A 13,221-nucleotide genomic window follows, 5' to 3' on the forward strand; every position below is an offset into this window, starting at 1 on the left:
CATCTCACGGACGTTTCATCACTGACACAATCATCCCGCACTTAAAGCACGATTTAGGCATGTTCCGCCTAAAATTCTCCCTTAAACCGCTACATTAACGCAGGATGGTTCTTATTGTGTGCAAACTCGTAGTCAGATACAACTGTCTATCGCCATTCACTGTAAACATCTTGTTAGCAATTTACTGTAAACTTAAGATTCAATGTACACATCGGAGACTACTTTGGTGCAAAATTTTGATAAATCCGCCGTCATCGACGCGGAGAATGCTTTGTCAGGCCGACTGACACCAATGCCGGTCGCCACTCTCCATGTGGTCAATGGTCACTCAATGACGCATGTCCCTGATGGGATGGAAGTTGCCATCTTCGCCATGGGATGCTTCTGGGGTGTCGAGCGGCTGTTTTGGCAACAACCGGGTGTCTATAGCACGGCGGCTGGCTACAGCGGAGGTTATACCCCCAATCCGACCTATCATGAGGTTTGCAGCGGTCGTACCGCCCATGCCGAGGTCGTTCGCGTCGTCTTTGATCCCACTATCATCAGCTATCAGCAACTCTTGCAGATCTTTTGGGAAAATCACGACCCTGCTCAAGGAATGCGCCAAGGGGGTGATGTTGGCACCCAATATCGTTCAGCGATCTATGCTCTGACACCTGAGCAGGAAGCGCAGGCCCAAGAGAGCAAAGCTCAGTTCCAGCAGGCGATGGCACAAGCAGGTGATCACCGTGCGATCACCACTGAGATTACAGCGGCCTTGCCGTTTTACTATGCCGAGGACGACCACCAGCAATATCTGTACAAGAATCCACATGGATATTGTGGCTTGGGGGGAATTGGCGTTTGCATGCCGCCCAATGAGTAGAGCTAGCGGCGCATTCATCGCTGCTGCTATACTCTTTTCGGGCTGTTAACGCAGCCCGAAAACGGTTTTTTGCCGTTATCTAGAATTCAACATTGCACCAATTGAATGAATCCAATTAAACAGTATGGCCCTTCCTTACGATCGCCGGCGCATCGTCGGTACGACACGGATAGATTATGTTAAACAGTATTTTACTGATTCTTTTTTTAATTGCGGTGAGCGCCTTTTTCTCGTTATCAGAGATTTCGTTAGCAGCCTCTCGCAAAATTAAATTAAAACTTCTGGCCGACGACGGTGATGTTAATGCCGCGCGGGTTCTAAAATTACAAGAAACGCCGGGGATTTTCTTCACTGTCGTGCAGATTGGTTTGAATGCCGTCGCTATTCTCGGGGGTATCGTGGGCGATGCTGCATTCTCGCCTACGTTTAAAATCGTGTTTGAACGTTTTATGTCGCCTGAACTTGCCGATCAAGTCAGCTTTGTTTGTTCGTTCGTACTGGTAACCAGCTTATTTATTCTCTTTGCTGACTTAACCCCGAAACGTATCGGCATGATTTCACCCGAAGCAGTCGCTGTTCGGATCGTCAACCCAATGCGTTTCTGCCTGCTGATTTGTCGTCCATTAGTTTGGTTCTTCAATGGAATGGCAAACTTGATCTTCCGCTTGTTCAAACTACCAATGGTTCGTAATGATGACATCACCTCTGATGATATCTATGCCGTGGTGGAGGCAGGGGCTTTGGCGGGAGTACTACGAAAACAAGAGCATGAACTGATTGAAAATGTCTTTGAGCTAGAGTCTCGTACCGTTCCATCCTCAATGACCTCCCGTGAAAGCGTGATCTATTTCGATCTGCGGGAAAGTGAAGACAGCATAAAAGAGAAAATTTCGACCCATCCCCACTCAAAATTCTTAGTCTGTGACGGCCATATTGATCAAGTGGTGGGCTATGTTGACTCCAAAGACCTGCTGAATCGCGTATTGGGTAACCAGAGCTTAGTGCTAAGTAGCGGCGTACAAATACGCTCAGCCTTGATTGTTCCTGACACCTTGACGCTTTCTGAGGCGCTAGAGAGTTTTAAAACAGCGGGTGAGGATTTTGCTGTCATTCTCAATGAATATGCATTGGTGGTGGGTATCATTACCCTAAATGACGTGATGACCACACTGATGGGAGATTTAGTCGGTCAGGGGCAAGAAGAACAAATTGTTGCCCGCGATGAAAGCTCATGGTTGATTGAGGGGGGAACCCCGATTGAAGATGTGATGCGCGTGCTGCATATCGATGAATTCCCGCAATCAGGCAATTATGAAACCATTGGCGGTTTTATGATGTATATGCTGCGTAAGATCCCGAAACGCACTGATTTCGTCAAATATGCAGGCTACAAATTTGAAGTTGTGGATATCGATAGCTACAAAATCGATCAGCTACTGGTCACCAAGCTGAGTGACCAACCCGCCCCCATTCTGCCTAAAGCCCCACACGAAAGCAGTGATGCGTAAGTTAAGTTAGCTAATACGCCACCGTTAAAACATTAGCGGCCCCAATAAAGGGGCCGCAATTCAATTTGGCTGAGCCATCTATTCTCTAAGCAGTCAGAGTAACCAGCAAGCAGCAAGAGCTGCGAACATGCGGCCTACTGCAATGAGAGAAGGGAATTAGCCCATTTCAGCTTGCAGACGCATCACTTGCCGATTCACTTCAGACATCACCTCAAAATGGCGTTTATCCTTAACTTTCGGGATTAAAATCTTGCCTTTATCAAACTCAAAAGCCCCCATATCTTTGATATACAGACGGCCACGGAATAACGTTTTAACATACATCGCGACTTTTGCCGGATTGTAACGTTGGAAGATCCTCATTATTTTACTTTCCTCCATAACACCAATACACACCCTTTGGCGCCTTAGCGACCAAGATCACAGGTAGCGTAAGATAATTGCAGAGTAATAGACCTAGAGTATGGGGTTAAGTTCCCCCTAACTCAGTGATTGCTGCTGGATTTACACAAAATTACAGTATTAGACTGATTAATTTAGACCTAGAAACAGAATAACCATCTAGTTACTGTCGGAAATATTTTTTTTCAACTGACAGGACAGACCACTGATCTGCACCTATGATTGGGAAGCTAACCTGTACTGTTTTCAGGGATAAGGCGACTCTACCCATAAGATCCACAAGGACATCACATGTTAAAAAATAGCCTGCTTATATTGTCCCTACTGCTAACACCATTGCTTGTCAGCGCCCACTCCATTCAGAATAACCAACGAGTGCCGCCCGTTGGCGTCAGCGATAAAGGCGAACTGGATTACGATAAAGCTACTAATCAGTTTAGCTATAAAAACTGGAATAGCTCGCAATTGCCCGGCAAAGTACGAGTGATTCAACACATCGCTGGACGAACTTCTGCAAAAGAGTTGAATGCGCCCCTCGTGGAAGCCATCAAGCGCGCTAATCTGCCACACGAACATTACCAAACGACGACAATCGTCAATACCGATGACGCAATCATTGGTACAGCTATGTTTGTACGCAACAGCATTGAAGACAGTAAGCGTGAGTTCCCTTGGTCACAGTTTGTGGTCGACAGCAACGGGAATGTCAAAAAGGCATGGGGCTTAGCGGATAAAGGCTCTACCGTTGTGGTGTTGGATCAACAAGGGAATGTGAATTTCGTCAAAGATGGCGCACTGACACCAGAAGAGGTGCAGCAGGTTATCGACCAACTGCACCAACTTGTTAAGCAGTAATTTTCTTTTCGCACTTAGGTATTCGTCTAGAACTTAGGTATGCGTCTAGAATAACGACACTCTAAAGCCGGGGTTCAGGAATGATTCACGTGGGGTATAAGATAGTGGTTTACCCTGCCAATCGTGAACCTGAGCCCCAGCCGCAATAGCAACGGCATGCCCAGCGGCGGTATCCCACACATTGGTTGGCCCAAAACGGGGATACAGTTGAGCCTTCCCTTCAGCCACCAAACAGAATTTAAGTGATGAGCCGACTGCCACTGTCTGGTGTTCACCCAGTTGCGCCAGATAATCTTCCAGTTCGGCGTCACTGTGTGAGCGGCTCACAACCACTAACGGTGGAAGTGCGTCACGTACCTGAATCTCCATACGACGCCCCCCCTCCTCTTTCCATGCTCGATCGTTTTCTGCGCTGTACATCACATCGGTCACTGGCGCATATACCACGCCCAGCACTGGTTCGCCTTTATCGATCAACGCAATATTCACGGTGAATTCACCATTGCGATTCAAAAACTCTTTCGTGCCATCTAGCGGGTCAACCAGCCAATAACGCTGCCAATACTGACGTTCCGCCCAAACTGGCGGATCTTCCTCTGATAACAACGGAATATCCGGTGTCAGCACGGCTAATCTCGCCTTAATAATCTGGTGAGCAGCAAGATCAGCGGCAGTCACGGGTGAATCATCTTTTTTATGGGCCACATCAAGGGGTATTTCACCCTGATAGACCGCCATAATCGCCACGCCTGCTTCGCGGGCTAGCTGGCAAATTTGCTCTAACATTATTCCCCCCTTGGTATTTTGCATTATGTCGAATATTGATAGTCAGAATACACCAGATGATAATGATTATTTAAATCGGCATATCCAAGACATGAATGTTGCGGTTAAGCAGCCTCAAATCCGAAGAATATCGCGTTACTTACAGTTTAGAACGCCATACTAAAAAAATATTGAATCCTCTTTTGCCGCGATTGACCCACGGACAAACAAACATCCCACCCAACTACCATGACTTTCGAAGAACATTCAATAAAATCAGCGGCATTAACCTGCAACAACTGTGAACTTATGCGCGGTATCTGACGCTGATATCTGCCAAACTTCACACTTTGTTTTAGCAATTATTTAAATTTACATATTCTTTTGCGATACATGTCTAATAGTTTTTAATGGAGAAAGCCATGATCAAGCGTCCGCTGACGTTATCCCTCCTTGCCAGCCTAATTGCAGTCGCAACATCAGTGTCGATGACGACAGCACAGGCTGCCACCGTTGACTTGCGCGTTCTGGAAACCACTGACTTGCATAGCAACATGATGGATTTCGATTACTACAAAGATAAGCCGACTGAGAAGTTCGGTCTGGTACGTACTGCAAGTCTGATTGAAGCAGCCCGCCAGCAAGCAACGAATAGCGTGCTAGTGGATAACGGTGATTTGATTCAAGGCAGCCCGCTTGGCGACTATATGGCCGCAAAGGGATTAAAAGCGGGTGATATTCATCCTGTCTACAAGGCCATGAACACACTGGATTATGCCGTCGGTAATATCGGTAATCACGAGTTCAACTATGGGCTAGATTATCTGAAGAAATCACTCGCGGGCGCAAAATTCCCTTATGTGAATGCCAACGTGATCGATGTTAAGACCGGTAAACCGCTGTTCCAACCTTATTTGATTGTCGATACGCCAGTAAAAGATCGTGAAGGGAAAACCCATAACTTACGCATCGGCTATATCGGTTTTGTGCCTCCACAAGTGATGATTTGGGATAAAGCCAATCTGAGCGGCAAAGTCACGGTTAACGACATCACCGAAACGGCTAAAAAATGGGTGCCGGAGATGCGTAAACAAGGTGCTGATTTGGTCGTTGCCATTCCGCATTCAGGGCTATCCAGTGACCCATATAAAACTATGGCTGAAAACTCCGTTTATTACCTCAGCCAAGTGCCGGGCATTGATGCCATCATGTTCGGTCATGCTCACGCTGTTTTCCCAAGTAAAGATTTTGCCGCGATTAAAGGCGCAGATATTGCTCAAGGCACATTAAACGGTATTCCTGCCGTCATGCCGGGCCAGTGGGGCGACCATCTGGGTGTGGTCGATTTTGTGCTGAATAACGACCAAGGCCCATGGCAGGTCACTCAGGCTAAAGCGGAAGCTCGTCCTATTTACGATAAAGCGGCACAAAAATCGCTGGCGGCAGAAGATGCAAATTTGGTTAAAGTGCTAGCGGCAGACCATCAAGGTACGCGTGATTTTGTGAGCAAACCGATCGGGAAAGCATCAGACAATATGTATAGCTATCTGGCGCTGATCCAAGACGATCCCACCGTACAAATCGTGAATAATGCACAACGCGCCTATACCGAACACTTTATTCAAGGCGATCCTGATTTGGCTGAACTGCCGGTGCTCTCTGCCGCTGCCCCCTTTAAAGCCGGTGGCCGTAAAAATGACCCTGCCAGTTTTGTTGAAGTTGAAAAAGGTGAGTTAACCTTCCGTAATGCCGCTGATTTATACCTCTATCCGAACACGTTAGTGGTGGTGAAAGCCAGTGGGGCCGAAGTGAAGCAGTGGCTGGAGTGCTCTGCGGCGCAATTTAATCAAATTGATATCAACAGCAGTAAGCCACAGTCACTGATCAACTGGGATGGCTTCCGCACTTATAATTTCGATGTCATCGATGGTGTAAATTATGAAATTGATGTCAGCCAGCCAGCACGTTATGACGGTGAATGCGCACTGATCAATGATAAAGCGGAGCGTATTAAAAACCTGACGTTTAATGGCAAACCTATCGATCCGAAAGCCATGTTCTTGGTTGCGACCAATAACTATCGCGCTTATAGCGGTAAATTTGCAGGGACAGGCGATAGCCATATCGCTTTCGCATCACCAGATGAAAACCGTTCTGTGCTGTCCGCTTATATTAGTGCTGAAACCAAAAAGCATGGGCAAGTGACCCCGCAAGCCGATAACAACTGGCGTTTAGCGACACTTGAGAGCAAGCAGCCACTGGATATCCGTTTTGAAACCTCACCAAGTGCCAAAGCTGCTGAATTTATTAAACAAAAAGCACAGTACCCGATGACAGCGCAAGGGGCTGATGAGATTGGTTTTGAGATCTATCGCCTCGATTTGCAACAGAAGTAATTTTGTCACCTAAGTAATCGGTTCACCACAGTGCTTTTCGGGGCGCTGTGGTGGACGCTAATACCTCGTCGTGGTTATATCGCAATCTATAACATGTATTTATTATACATGTTATAGGTTTTTAATTACTCACTGAGGTGTCATCATGGATTACCGCAATCAATCTCTGGGTGCGTTAGCTATTGCCATTCCACGGGCTACAAAACTATTTCGCCATTATCAGCTCGATTTTTGCTGTGGTGGTAAGCAAACCCTTTTACGGGCCGCCAATAAGCTGGCACTGGATATTGATGAGCTGGAAGCCCAGTTGAGCGCATTGCAAGATGAACCACATTCATCTGAAGATTGGCAGCAACAGCCACTCACGAATCTCATTGATTTTATTATCAGCCGCTACCATAACCGCCATCGTGAGCAGTTGCCGGAATTGATTCTGATGGCTGAAAAAGTTGAACGCGTCCATGGCGAAAAACCAGCATGTCCACGCGGGTTAGCCGCTGAGCTCACTGCAATCTTGGAAGAACTGACCCAACATATGTACAAAGAGGAACAGATTTTGTTCCCAATGATTCAACGTGGTATGGGGGCTCAAGCGGGTGGCCCTATCTTCGTGATGGAAGCAGAGCATGATGCCGTTGGACAGCAGTTAGAGGTGGTAAAGCAACTGACGCAAAATATGACGCCACCAGAGGCTGCTTGTAATACTTGGCGCGCACTTTACACCGGCATCAATGAATTCATCACTGACCTCATGGAACATATTCATCTGGAAAACAATTTACTGTTTCCCCGCGCATTAAAAGGTGAATGATTTCACTACCAGCCTTGGCGACTTCGTATTCAATGCAAAAGGGCGACATGATGTCGCCCTTTGTCTTAACACTGCGGATGGAAATGTCAAAAGATAGCAATTACAGAAGATAGAAATTACAGAATTTCCAGCAGTTCCACTTCAAACATCAGCGTACTAAATGGTGGAATAGTTGCACCTGCGCCACGCTCGCCATAAGCCAGATTATGTGGGATATATAACTTCCATTTAGAGCCGACTGGCATCATAGACAATGCTTCGATCCAACCAGGGATAACACCACTGACGGGGAACTCTGCTGGCTGACCACGCTCAACTGAGCTATCAAATACCGTACCATCGACCAAACGACCGGTATAGTGAACACGCACACGGTCCTGACGGGATGGAATTGGGCCATCACCCGCTTGCAACACAGAGAACTGCAAACCAGATTCCGTGGTGGTCACGTCATCACGTTTCGCATTGTCTTCCAAGAAGGTTTTCCCTTCTTCGACCAATGCTTGCTGGCGCTCAACACGGACTTGATCGGCGCGCTCATGAACTTCACGCAGTGCACGATGCACGACGTCAACGGGGACGGTCGGTGTATTCCCTTCCATCGCATCACGCAAACCTGCCAACAGTGCTTCTGGCAATAAACCTTCCAGCCCGGACTCTTGCAATTGCTGCCCGATTTGTAAACCAATCCCGTAGCTCGCTTGCGCTTCAACGCTATCAAAAGAAGGGGTTGTCATGGGTTTTCCTTTAGTGGCTTTTTCATGTCGAAGCCGCAAGCATAACAGCAGCAGGGGAGCGCGGTAAAATCTTGCGTCGTGAATGATGACTTTTGTCGTAGAAAAAGAAACAATGACAGCAGGCTAACGGGAAATACTCAGTTTAGGTATGATAATCGTCTGCCTTTTGGCATCAGGCAGTTAGCCACTATATTCGCAGTTAGCAACTATACTTAGAAACCTATGGACTTATCCTCCATCATTTTTATTTTATCTTGTTTTACGTTGTTGAAGAGAGGTCACCATGGGCAGAATCGCGCCCAGGAGAAGGAAGAGTAATCGGATTTATCAGCCATTGCTGCACACTTGGCTAACGTTTAGGCAGAAGATCTTGCCGGACCCTAAAGAGGCCGATGAGCAATCCTTGATGTCCGAAACCAGTGCATCCGAACACATGTCCTCGGTTGAGGATGCGGCGGCGAATAATCCAGTTTCCCCTGAGGCCGTGGCAGCTGCCACGCCAGTAAGCGGCATCAAAGGGTTACTAGTGAAAATCTGGCATTTGCCGGACGGTTTTCAGTGGATGGAGCCATTGCCGTTCTTCCACCGTCGCTGGCTCATTATCGTCACCGCCATATTGTTATTAGCGTTGCTGTGGCCCGTATCACGCGATAATACCAATCGTTCCTTCCCTGTTAACGCACCGTCCACTGACGTACCGTTACAGGCCCAGCTACAGGATAATCTTGATGCCCCGCCACCGCCAACAGTGGCTCCTCAAGTCGTGCCTGATACTCTGCAAGGGAACTGGCAGAGTTATCAGATTCAGTCAGGAACAACGCTGGCGCAGTTATTCCGTGACAATAATCTGCCAGTCAATGAAGTTTTTGCGATGGCACAGGTTGAAGGTAGCGATAAGCCACTGAGTAATCTGAAAGCAGGCCAAGAAGTCAAAATCATGTTAGATGCTCAAGGCACTGTCGCTGCACTGGCCATTGAGACGACTGCCAATACAGAAGTGTTGTTTACTCGGCAAAGTGATGGCAGCTATCGCCGTGACCGTTAACCGTTGCCGATAGTCACTTCTATCTCGCCCCTTATTTTCTTTGATATTGTCACTCAGTCACTCCCGAATTAGGTTGTCTTCTGGATGGTTAACGCCATCCATAGACACTGCCGTATTCATAAATAAAGGGAGTAATTATGATATGAAATATAAGTTATCCTTTGCATTACTACTGACACCATTGAGTGTATTTGCGACGTTGCATTGTCCCGCGATTGATACTATCTCACGAATAGGGGGAACCTATTTGGCGACAAGCACGGAAGGTGGTGAATGGATTGGTATGCTGCAAGGCCCCATTCCCCAACTGGCCGATATTCAAGATTTCAGTGAGGCGTTTTTGATACTTGATAGCGATAGGGATAAAGGTAATCTCATTGATCAGGGGAATTTTCAGAAATGCACTTATAACTTGGAGGCCCAAGATAAGCAGATAGACATGTACTATAAGAATAAAGAATGGCTGGTTTCTATCAGTGGGAAACCGCACTGGAAGTACCACCAAACGCCGTTGTTTGAGATTTACATTTGTGCAGATGTGGCTGCCGAAGAATGCACGTTTGAAATGCTACCACAGGATTCTGATTCCTAACGCTTCTGAGTGAACCGTTAATTAACGATAAATTCCTGTTTGCCTGAAAGCAAAACGCCAGCACGAGGCTGGCGTTTTAACAGGTTAACAGCAACGTAACTTACGCTTCTGCAACCACAATCACGTTCAGTTTTGCGAATACGTCGCTGTGTACTTGGAAATCAACTTCATGATCACCAGTAGTACGCAGAACGCCATTCGGCAGACGAACTTCGCTCTTGCTCACTTCAACGCCAGCTGCAGTTACAGCGTCAGCGATGTCACGAGTACCAATAGAGCCGAACAGTTTGCCTTCATCGCCAGATTTAGAAGCGATAGTGACGCTGCCCAGTTCGTTAATTTTGGTTGCGCGAGCTTCAGCAGCAGCCAGAACCGCAGCCAATTTGGCTTCTAATTCTGCACGGCGTGCTTCAAAGAACTCAACGTTTTTCTTAGTTGCCGGAACAGCTTTACCTTGTGGAACCAAGAAGTTACGAGCGTAGCCCGCTTTAACGTTCACTTGGTCACCCAGGCTGCCCAGGTTTGCTACTTTATCAAGCAGAATAACTTGCATTACCTTATCCTCTCAAAGTCGTTAATGGACAGTGGCCGATTACTGATGACGATCAGTGTACGGCAACAAAGACAGGTAGCGAGCGCGCTTGATACAACGAGCGAGCTGACGCTGGAATTTTGCACGAGTACCGGTAATACGGCTCGGGACAATTTTACCACTTTCAGTGATATAGTTTTTCAGCGTAGCGATGTCTTTATAATCAATCTCTACAACGCCTTCCGCGGTGAAACGGCAGAACTTGCGACGACGGAAATAACGTGCCATTAGGCTAGTCTCCAGAATCTATAAATTCAATCTGCTCGGCATGCAGAACCAGTTTATTTAGCCCATTGCGACCTTGATGGCAGCTAATGAAGCCTTCAACGGTTAACTGACTGCCGACCGTTATACTGTGAGTTAATGCTTGTGACGTTTGCCCGCTAACAACGATGGGCATTCTGCACCATGTTTGTCGGCTAAATCCGGCTTCCTGCTGTGTTGATCGATGCTCAAGCACAAATTGACAATGCGGGATACCAGAAGGACTGACTTTTCGAACTGGGGTCTTGCACACTGTGCCAGAGAGTACCAGACGATTAGTAGTCACCACGGCAATTACTCTTCAGAATCCCCAGCTTCGGAATCATCATTGGCTTCTGACGCGAAGTCGTGACGCTCACGGCGTTCGTCTTTCGCTTTAACCATTGGTGATGCTTCAGTTACCGCGTGCTTAACGCGCATAACCATGCTACGGATAACGGCGTCGTTGAAGCGGAAGTTTGTTTCCAGCTCATCGATCGCTTCCTGCGGTGCTTCAACGTTCAGCAGAACGTAGTGAGCTTTGTGCAGTTTATTGATCGGGTAAGCCAGTTGACGGCGGCCCCAGTCTTCCAGACGGTGGATCGTACCAGCAGCATTAGTGATAGTTGCACTATAGCGCTCGATCATGCCCGGAACCTGTTCGCTTTGGTCAGGATGGACCATAAAAACGATTTCGTAATGACGCATCGATTATTGCTCCTTACGGATTATTCAGCCTCCTGATAGGGTCAACCGCGGCCCATGGAGGCAAGGAACGTGTTTGTGTGCGGCTGAAAAATGACGCGTCACTATACTTGCCAGCGGCAGGAAACTCAAGGACAGACGGGGATTTATTCTTATTCTAGCCACTACTCGGTAAAAATCGCACTTTTTGCTCATTAATTAACCAATGGTTATCGATCCATTAGTCTGCTAAATCTTTCAATTAAATCATTAACTCAGCATGAATTTTATTCATTTTTTTTGATTAAGAGTATCAGTATTCACCTGTTTTTAAATAACCAAAAGCGACTAGACTTATTGATATCCACCGCGTAATCAGCGGTACAGCGAGCTGAAAGTCATACAAAATAAGTAAATAAGATATTGGAGTCACCTATGAAACGTATATTCTTCATCGCAACCACATTGAGTTTACTTCTCTCCGCTAACAGTTTTGCTGCGACAGAAATCAGCCGTCAGGAAGCTATGCAACAGCAACGTGTCAGCATTGGCGAAATTTCACTGAATCATAATGTAGTTTCACCCGATGATGCCGTCGCACAAATCAGTAAAATGGCGGATGAACGCGGCGCAACCGCCTACCACATTACCCAGATGCATGAACCAGGGAGCAATACTTCGATTCGGGTGAATGCAGAGATTTATCGTTAGACCCAACAACAAAGACAACACCAGCGAATCAGACGACCAATAAAAAAACAGAAGTCCGTGATATGCCCTTCCCCCCAGTTTACTGGGGGTTCTTTTATCCCCTTCGTACTTGACGTTGCAGGGCTGTTAGCTTCGCTCTGTCACCCGAATCACTTGCTGCCTACCTGCAACGCCAATGACTTTGGCAGATTTATAAATGCTCAGTGAAGAATCTTACCCCTGCGCTGAGGGCTGTCGGGGTAATTTTATGGCCAATCCCCGCTTCAGTCAGATAGGTTAAATGCTTATCACGCCCGCTGGCTGCCAAAGCACGAACCAAACGCTCACTCTCTATCGCAGGCACGACATCGTCAGCTTCTCCGTGCCAAACCAACAATGGCCGCTCAGCGATGGCTTCCAACTGATGAGTCAAATCATAATCTGCCAGTGGAGCCAAACGCTGTTCAAATACCGCTTGGCTCACCTCCCTGCCGGAGTCTAAAGGGGGAAATAAGCGGTGAGCCAGTGAAGTAAAGTAGCCGGACCCCATAAAATCGGCCGCAGCACTCACCCATGGATAACGGGCGAAAGCCCCTAAGGTGGTCATTCCCCCCATGGATGCCCCCGCCACACCGATACGATGACCCTCAATCAATCCAGCCTGTTGATAATGCTGCTTCAATGCTGGCAGCTCATCGATATTTGATTTTAAAATTTCCCAGAAATGGGATAGCCGATGAGTTTCATCGCCGTTAAACCGCGCCCCGTGCATATCAGCATCGGGGGCGATGGTGCGAAAGCCTGCTTGTGCGAAAGCATAGGCGAAATAAGAATAAACCTCCTTTGACGAGGTATAGCCATGATAGAAAAAAATGGTCGGTAGTGGTTGCTGGCGTTTGCCTGCCGGTGCAGCGTGAATCACCTCAATACCGTTAATATTTTCTAGCGACATCTCAATCATGACGAAAACCCTTTATTTATCGAGCAGCGTAAACCCTTTATATACCCATATTCAGTCTGCCAAAATGAAGAGTTA

Annotated in this window: 16 protein-coding genes; 8 read left to right on the forward strand and 8 right to left on the reverse strand. The window is 47.2% G+C overall.

Features of this window, described 5'->3' with window-relative positions; all coding sequences use genetic code 11:
- The first annotated feature begins 226 nt into the window (after positions 1-226).
- Positions 227-865 carry a peptide-methionine (S)-S-oxide reductase MsrA gene (gene msrA / locus BN68_RS11545; protein ID WP_081578818.1) on the forward strand — a complete coding sequence of 213 codons (639 nt, stop codon included), beginning with the start codon at positions 227-229 and terminating at the stop codon, positions 863-865.
- A gap of 176 nt (positions 866-1,041) precedes the next feature.
- Positions 1,042-2,373: a hemolysin family protein gene (locus tag BN68_RS11550; protein ID WP_019211325.1), complete on the forward strand. Its 1,332-nt coding sequence runs from the start codon at positions 1,042-1,044 to the stop codon at positions 2,371-2,373.
- A 156-nt stretch (positions 2,374-2,529) separates the two neighbouring features.
- Here BN68_RS11550 and BN68_RS11555 read toward each other — a convergent pair whose 3' ends face one another.
- Complete coding sequence (locus BN68_RS11555) at positions 2,530-2,736, reverse strand: DUF1107 domain-containing protein (protein ID WP_019211326.1); 207 nt, start codon at positions 2,734-2,736, stop codon at positions 2,530-2,532.
- Between the two features lie 330 nt (positions 2,737-3,066).
- Between BN68_RS11555 and BN68_RS11560 the strand changes: the two genes are divergently transcribed.
- Positions 3,067-3,630 carry a YtfJ family protein gene (locus tag BN68_RS11560; RefSeq protein ID WP_019211327.1) on the forward strand — a complete coding sequence of 188 codons (564 nt, stop codon included), beginning with the start codon at positions 3,067-3,069 and terminating at the stop codon, positions 3,628-3,630.
- Positions 3,631-3,675: 45 nt separating this feature from the next.
- Here BN68_RS11560 and cysQ read toward each other — a convergent pair whose 3' ends face one another.
- A complete protein-coding gene (gene cysQ / locus BN68_RS11565; protein ID WP_019211328.1) occupies positions 3,676-4,416 on the reverse strand; it encodes a 3'(2'),5'-bisphosphate nucleotidase CysQ in 741 nt (246 codons plus the stop codon).
- 389 nt (positions 4,417-4,805) lie between these two features.
- Between cysQ and BN68_RS11570 the strand changes: the two genes are divergently transcribed.
- Both BN68_RS11570 and ytfE read left to right on the forward strand, forming a co-directional pair.
- Positions 4,806-6,791 carry a bifunctional 2',3'-cyclic-nucleotide 2'-phosphodiesterase/3'-nucleotidase gene (locus BN68_RS11570; RefSeq protein ID WP_042806650.1) on the forward strand — a complete coding sequence of 662 codons (1,986 nt, stop codon included), beginning with the start codon at positions 4,806-4,808 and terminating at the stop codon, positions 6,789-6,791.
- Between the two features lie 145 nt (positions 6,792-6,936).
- On the forward strand, positions 6,937-7,602 hold the full coding sequence (gene ytfE / locus BN68_RS11575) for an iron-sulfur cluster repair protein YtfE (RefSeq protein WP_019211330.1): 666 nt from the start codon (positions 6,937-6,939) through the stop codon (positions 7,600-7,602).
- Between the two features lie 116 nt (positions 7,603-7,718).
- On the opposite strand, the gene BN68_RS11580 is transcribed toward ytfE, so the two are convergent.
- Positions 7,719-8,339 carry a peptidylprolyl isomerase gene (locus BN68_RS11580; protein ID WP_019211331.1) on the reverse strand — a complete coding sequence of 207 codons (621 nt, stop codon included), beginning with the start codon at positions 8,337-8,339 and terminating at the stop codon, positions 7,719-7,721.
- A gap of 283 nt (positions 8,340-8,622) precedes the next feature.
- Here BN68_RS11580 and BN68_RS11585 point away from each other — a divergent pair, with 283 nt between their 5' ends.
- Together BN68_RS11585 and BN68_RS11590 are read left to right on the forward strand one after the other, a co-directional pair.
- Entirely contained in the window at positions 8,623-9,384 is a 762-nt protein-coding gene (locus BN68_RS11585) for an OapA family protein (RefSeq protein WP_042806651.1), read from the forward strand.
- Between the two features lie 142 nt (positions 9,385-9,526).
- Positions 9,527-9,976, forward strand: coding sequence for a DUF3757 domain-containing protein (locus BN68_RS11590; RefSeq protein ID WP_019211333.1), 450 nt, complete (start codon positions 9,527-9,529; stop codon positions 9,974-9,976).
- A 100-nt stretch (positions 9,977-10,076) separates the two neighbouring features.
- On the opposite strand, the gene rplI is transcribed toward BN68_RS11590, so the two are convergent.
- The 4 genes from rplI to rpsF are packed head-to-tail and all read right to left on the reverse strand — an operon-like array spanning position 10,077 to position 11,519.
- Positions 10,077-10,529: a 50S ribosomal protein L9 gene (gene rplI / locus BN68_RS11595; RefSeq protein WP_019211334.1), complete on the reverse strand. Its 453-nt coding sequence runs from the start codon at positions 10,527-10,529 to the stop codon at positions 10,077-10,079.
- A gap of 39 nt (positions 10,530-10,568) precedes the next feature.
- A complete protein-coding gene (rpsR, locus tag BN68_RS11600; RefSeq protein ID WP_005272652.1) occupies positions 10,569-10,796 on the reverse strand; it encodes a 30S ribosomal protein S18 in 228 nt (75 codons plus the stop codon).
- Between the two features lie 4 nt (positions 10,797-10,800).
- Complete coding sequence (gene priB / locus BN68_RS11605; RefSeq protein WP_048619007.1) at positions 10,801-11,121, reverse strand: primosomal replication protein N; 321 nt, start codon at positions 11,119-11,121, stop codon at positions 10,801-10,803.
- 5 nt (positions 11,122-11,126) lie between these two features.
- Positions 11,127-11,519, reverse strand: a complete 393-nt coding sequence (gene rpsF / locus BN68_RS11610; RefSeq protein ID WP_002210153.1) for a 30S ribosomal protein S6 — start codon at positions 11,517-11,519, stop codon at positions 11,127-11,129.
- Positions 11,520-11,930: 411 nt separating this feature from the next.
- Between rpsF and BN68_RS11615 the strand changes: the two genes are divergently transcribed.
- Complete coding sequence (locus BN68_RS11615) at positions 11,931-12,206, forward strand: YdgH/BhsA/McbA family protein (RefSeq protein ID WP_019211335.1); 276 nt, start codon at positions 11,931-11,933, stop codon at positions 12,204-12,206.
- Between the two features lie 190 nt (positions 12,207-12,396).
- On the opposite strand, the gene yjfP is transcribed toward BN68_RS11615, so the two are convergent.
- Positions 12,397-13,146, reverse strand: coding sequence for an esterase (gene yjfP, locus BN68_RS11620; RefSeq protein WP_019211336.1), 750 nt, complete (start codon positions 13,144-13,146; stop codon positions 12,397-12,399).
- Positions 13,147-13,221 lie beyond the last annotated feature (75 nt).

Source organism: Yersinia massiliensis CCUG 53443, from assembly GCF_000312485.1.
Taxonomy (GTDB): Bacteria; Pseudomonadota; Gammaproteobacteria; order Enterobacterales; family Enterobacteriaceae; genus Yersinia; species Yersinia massiliensis.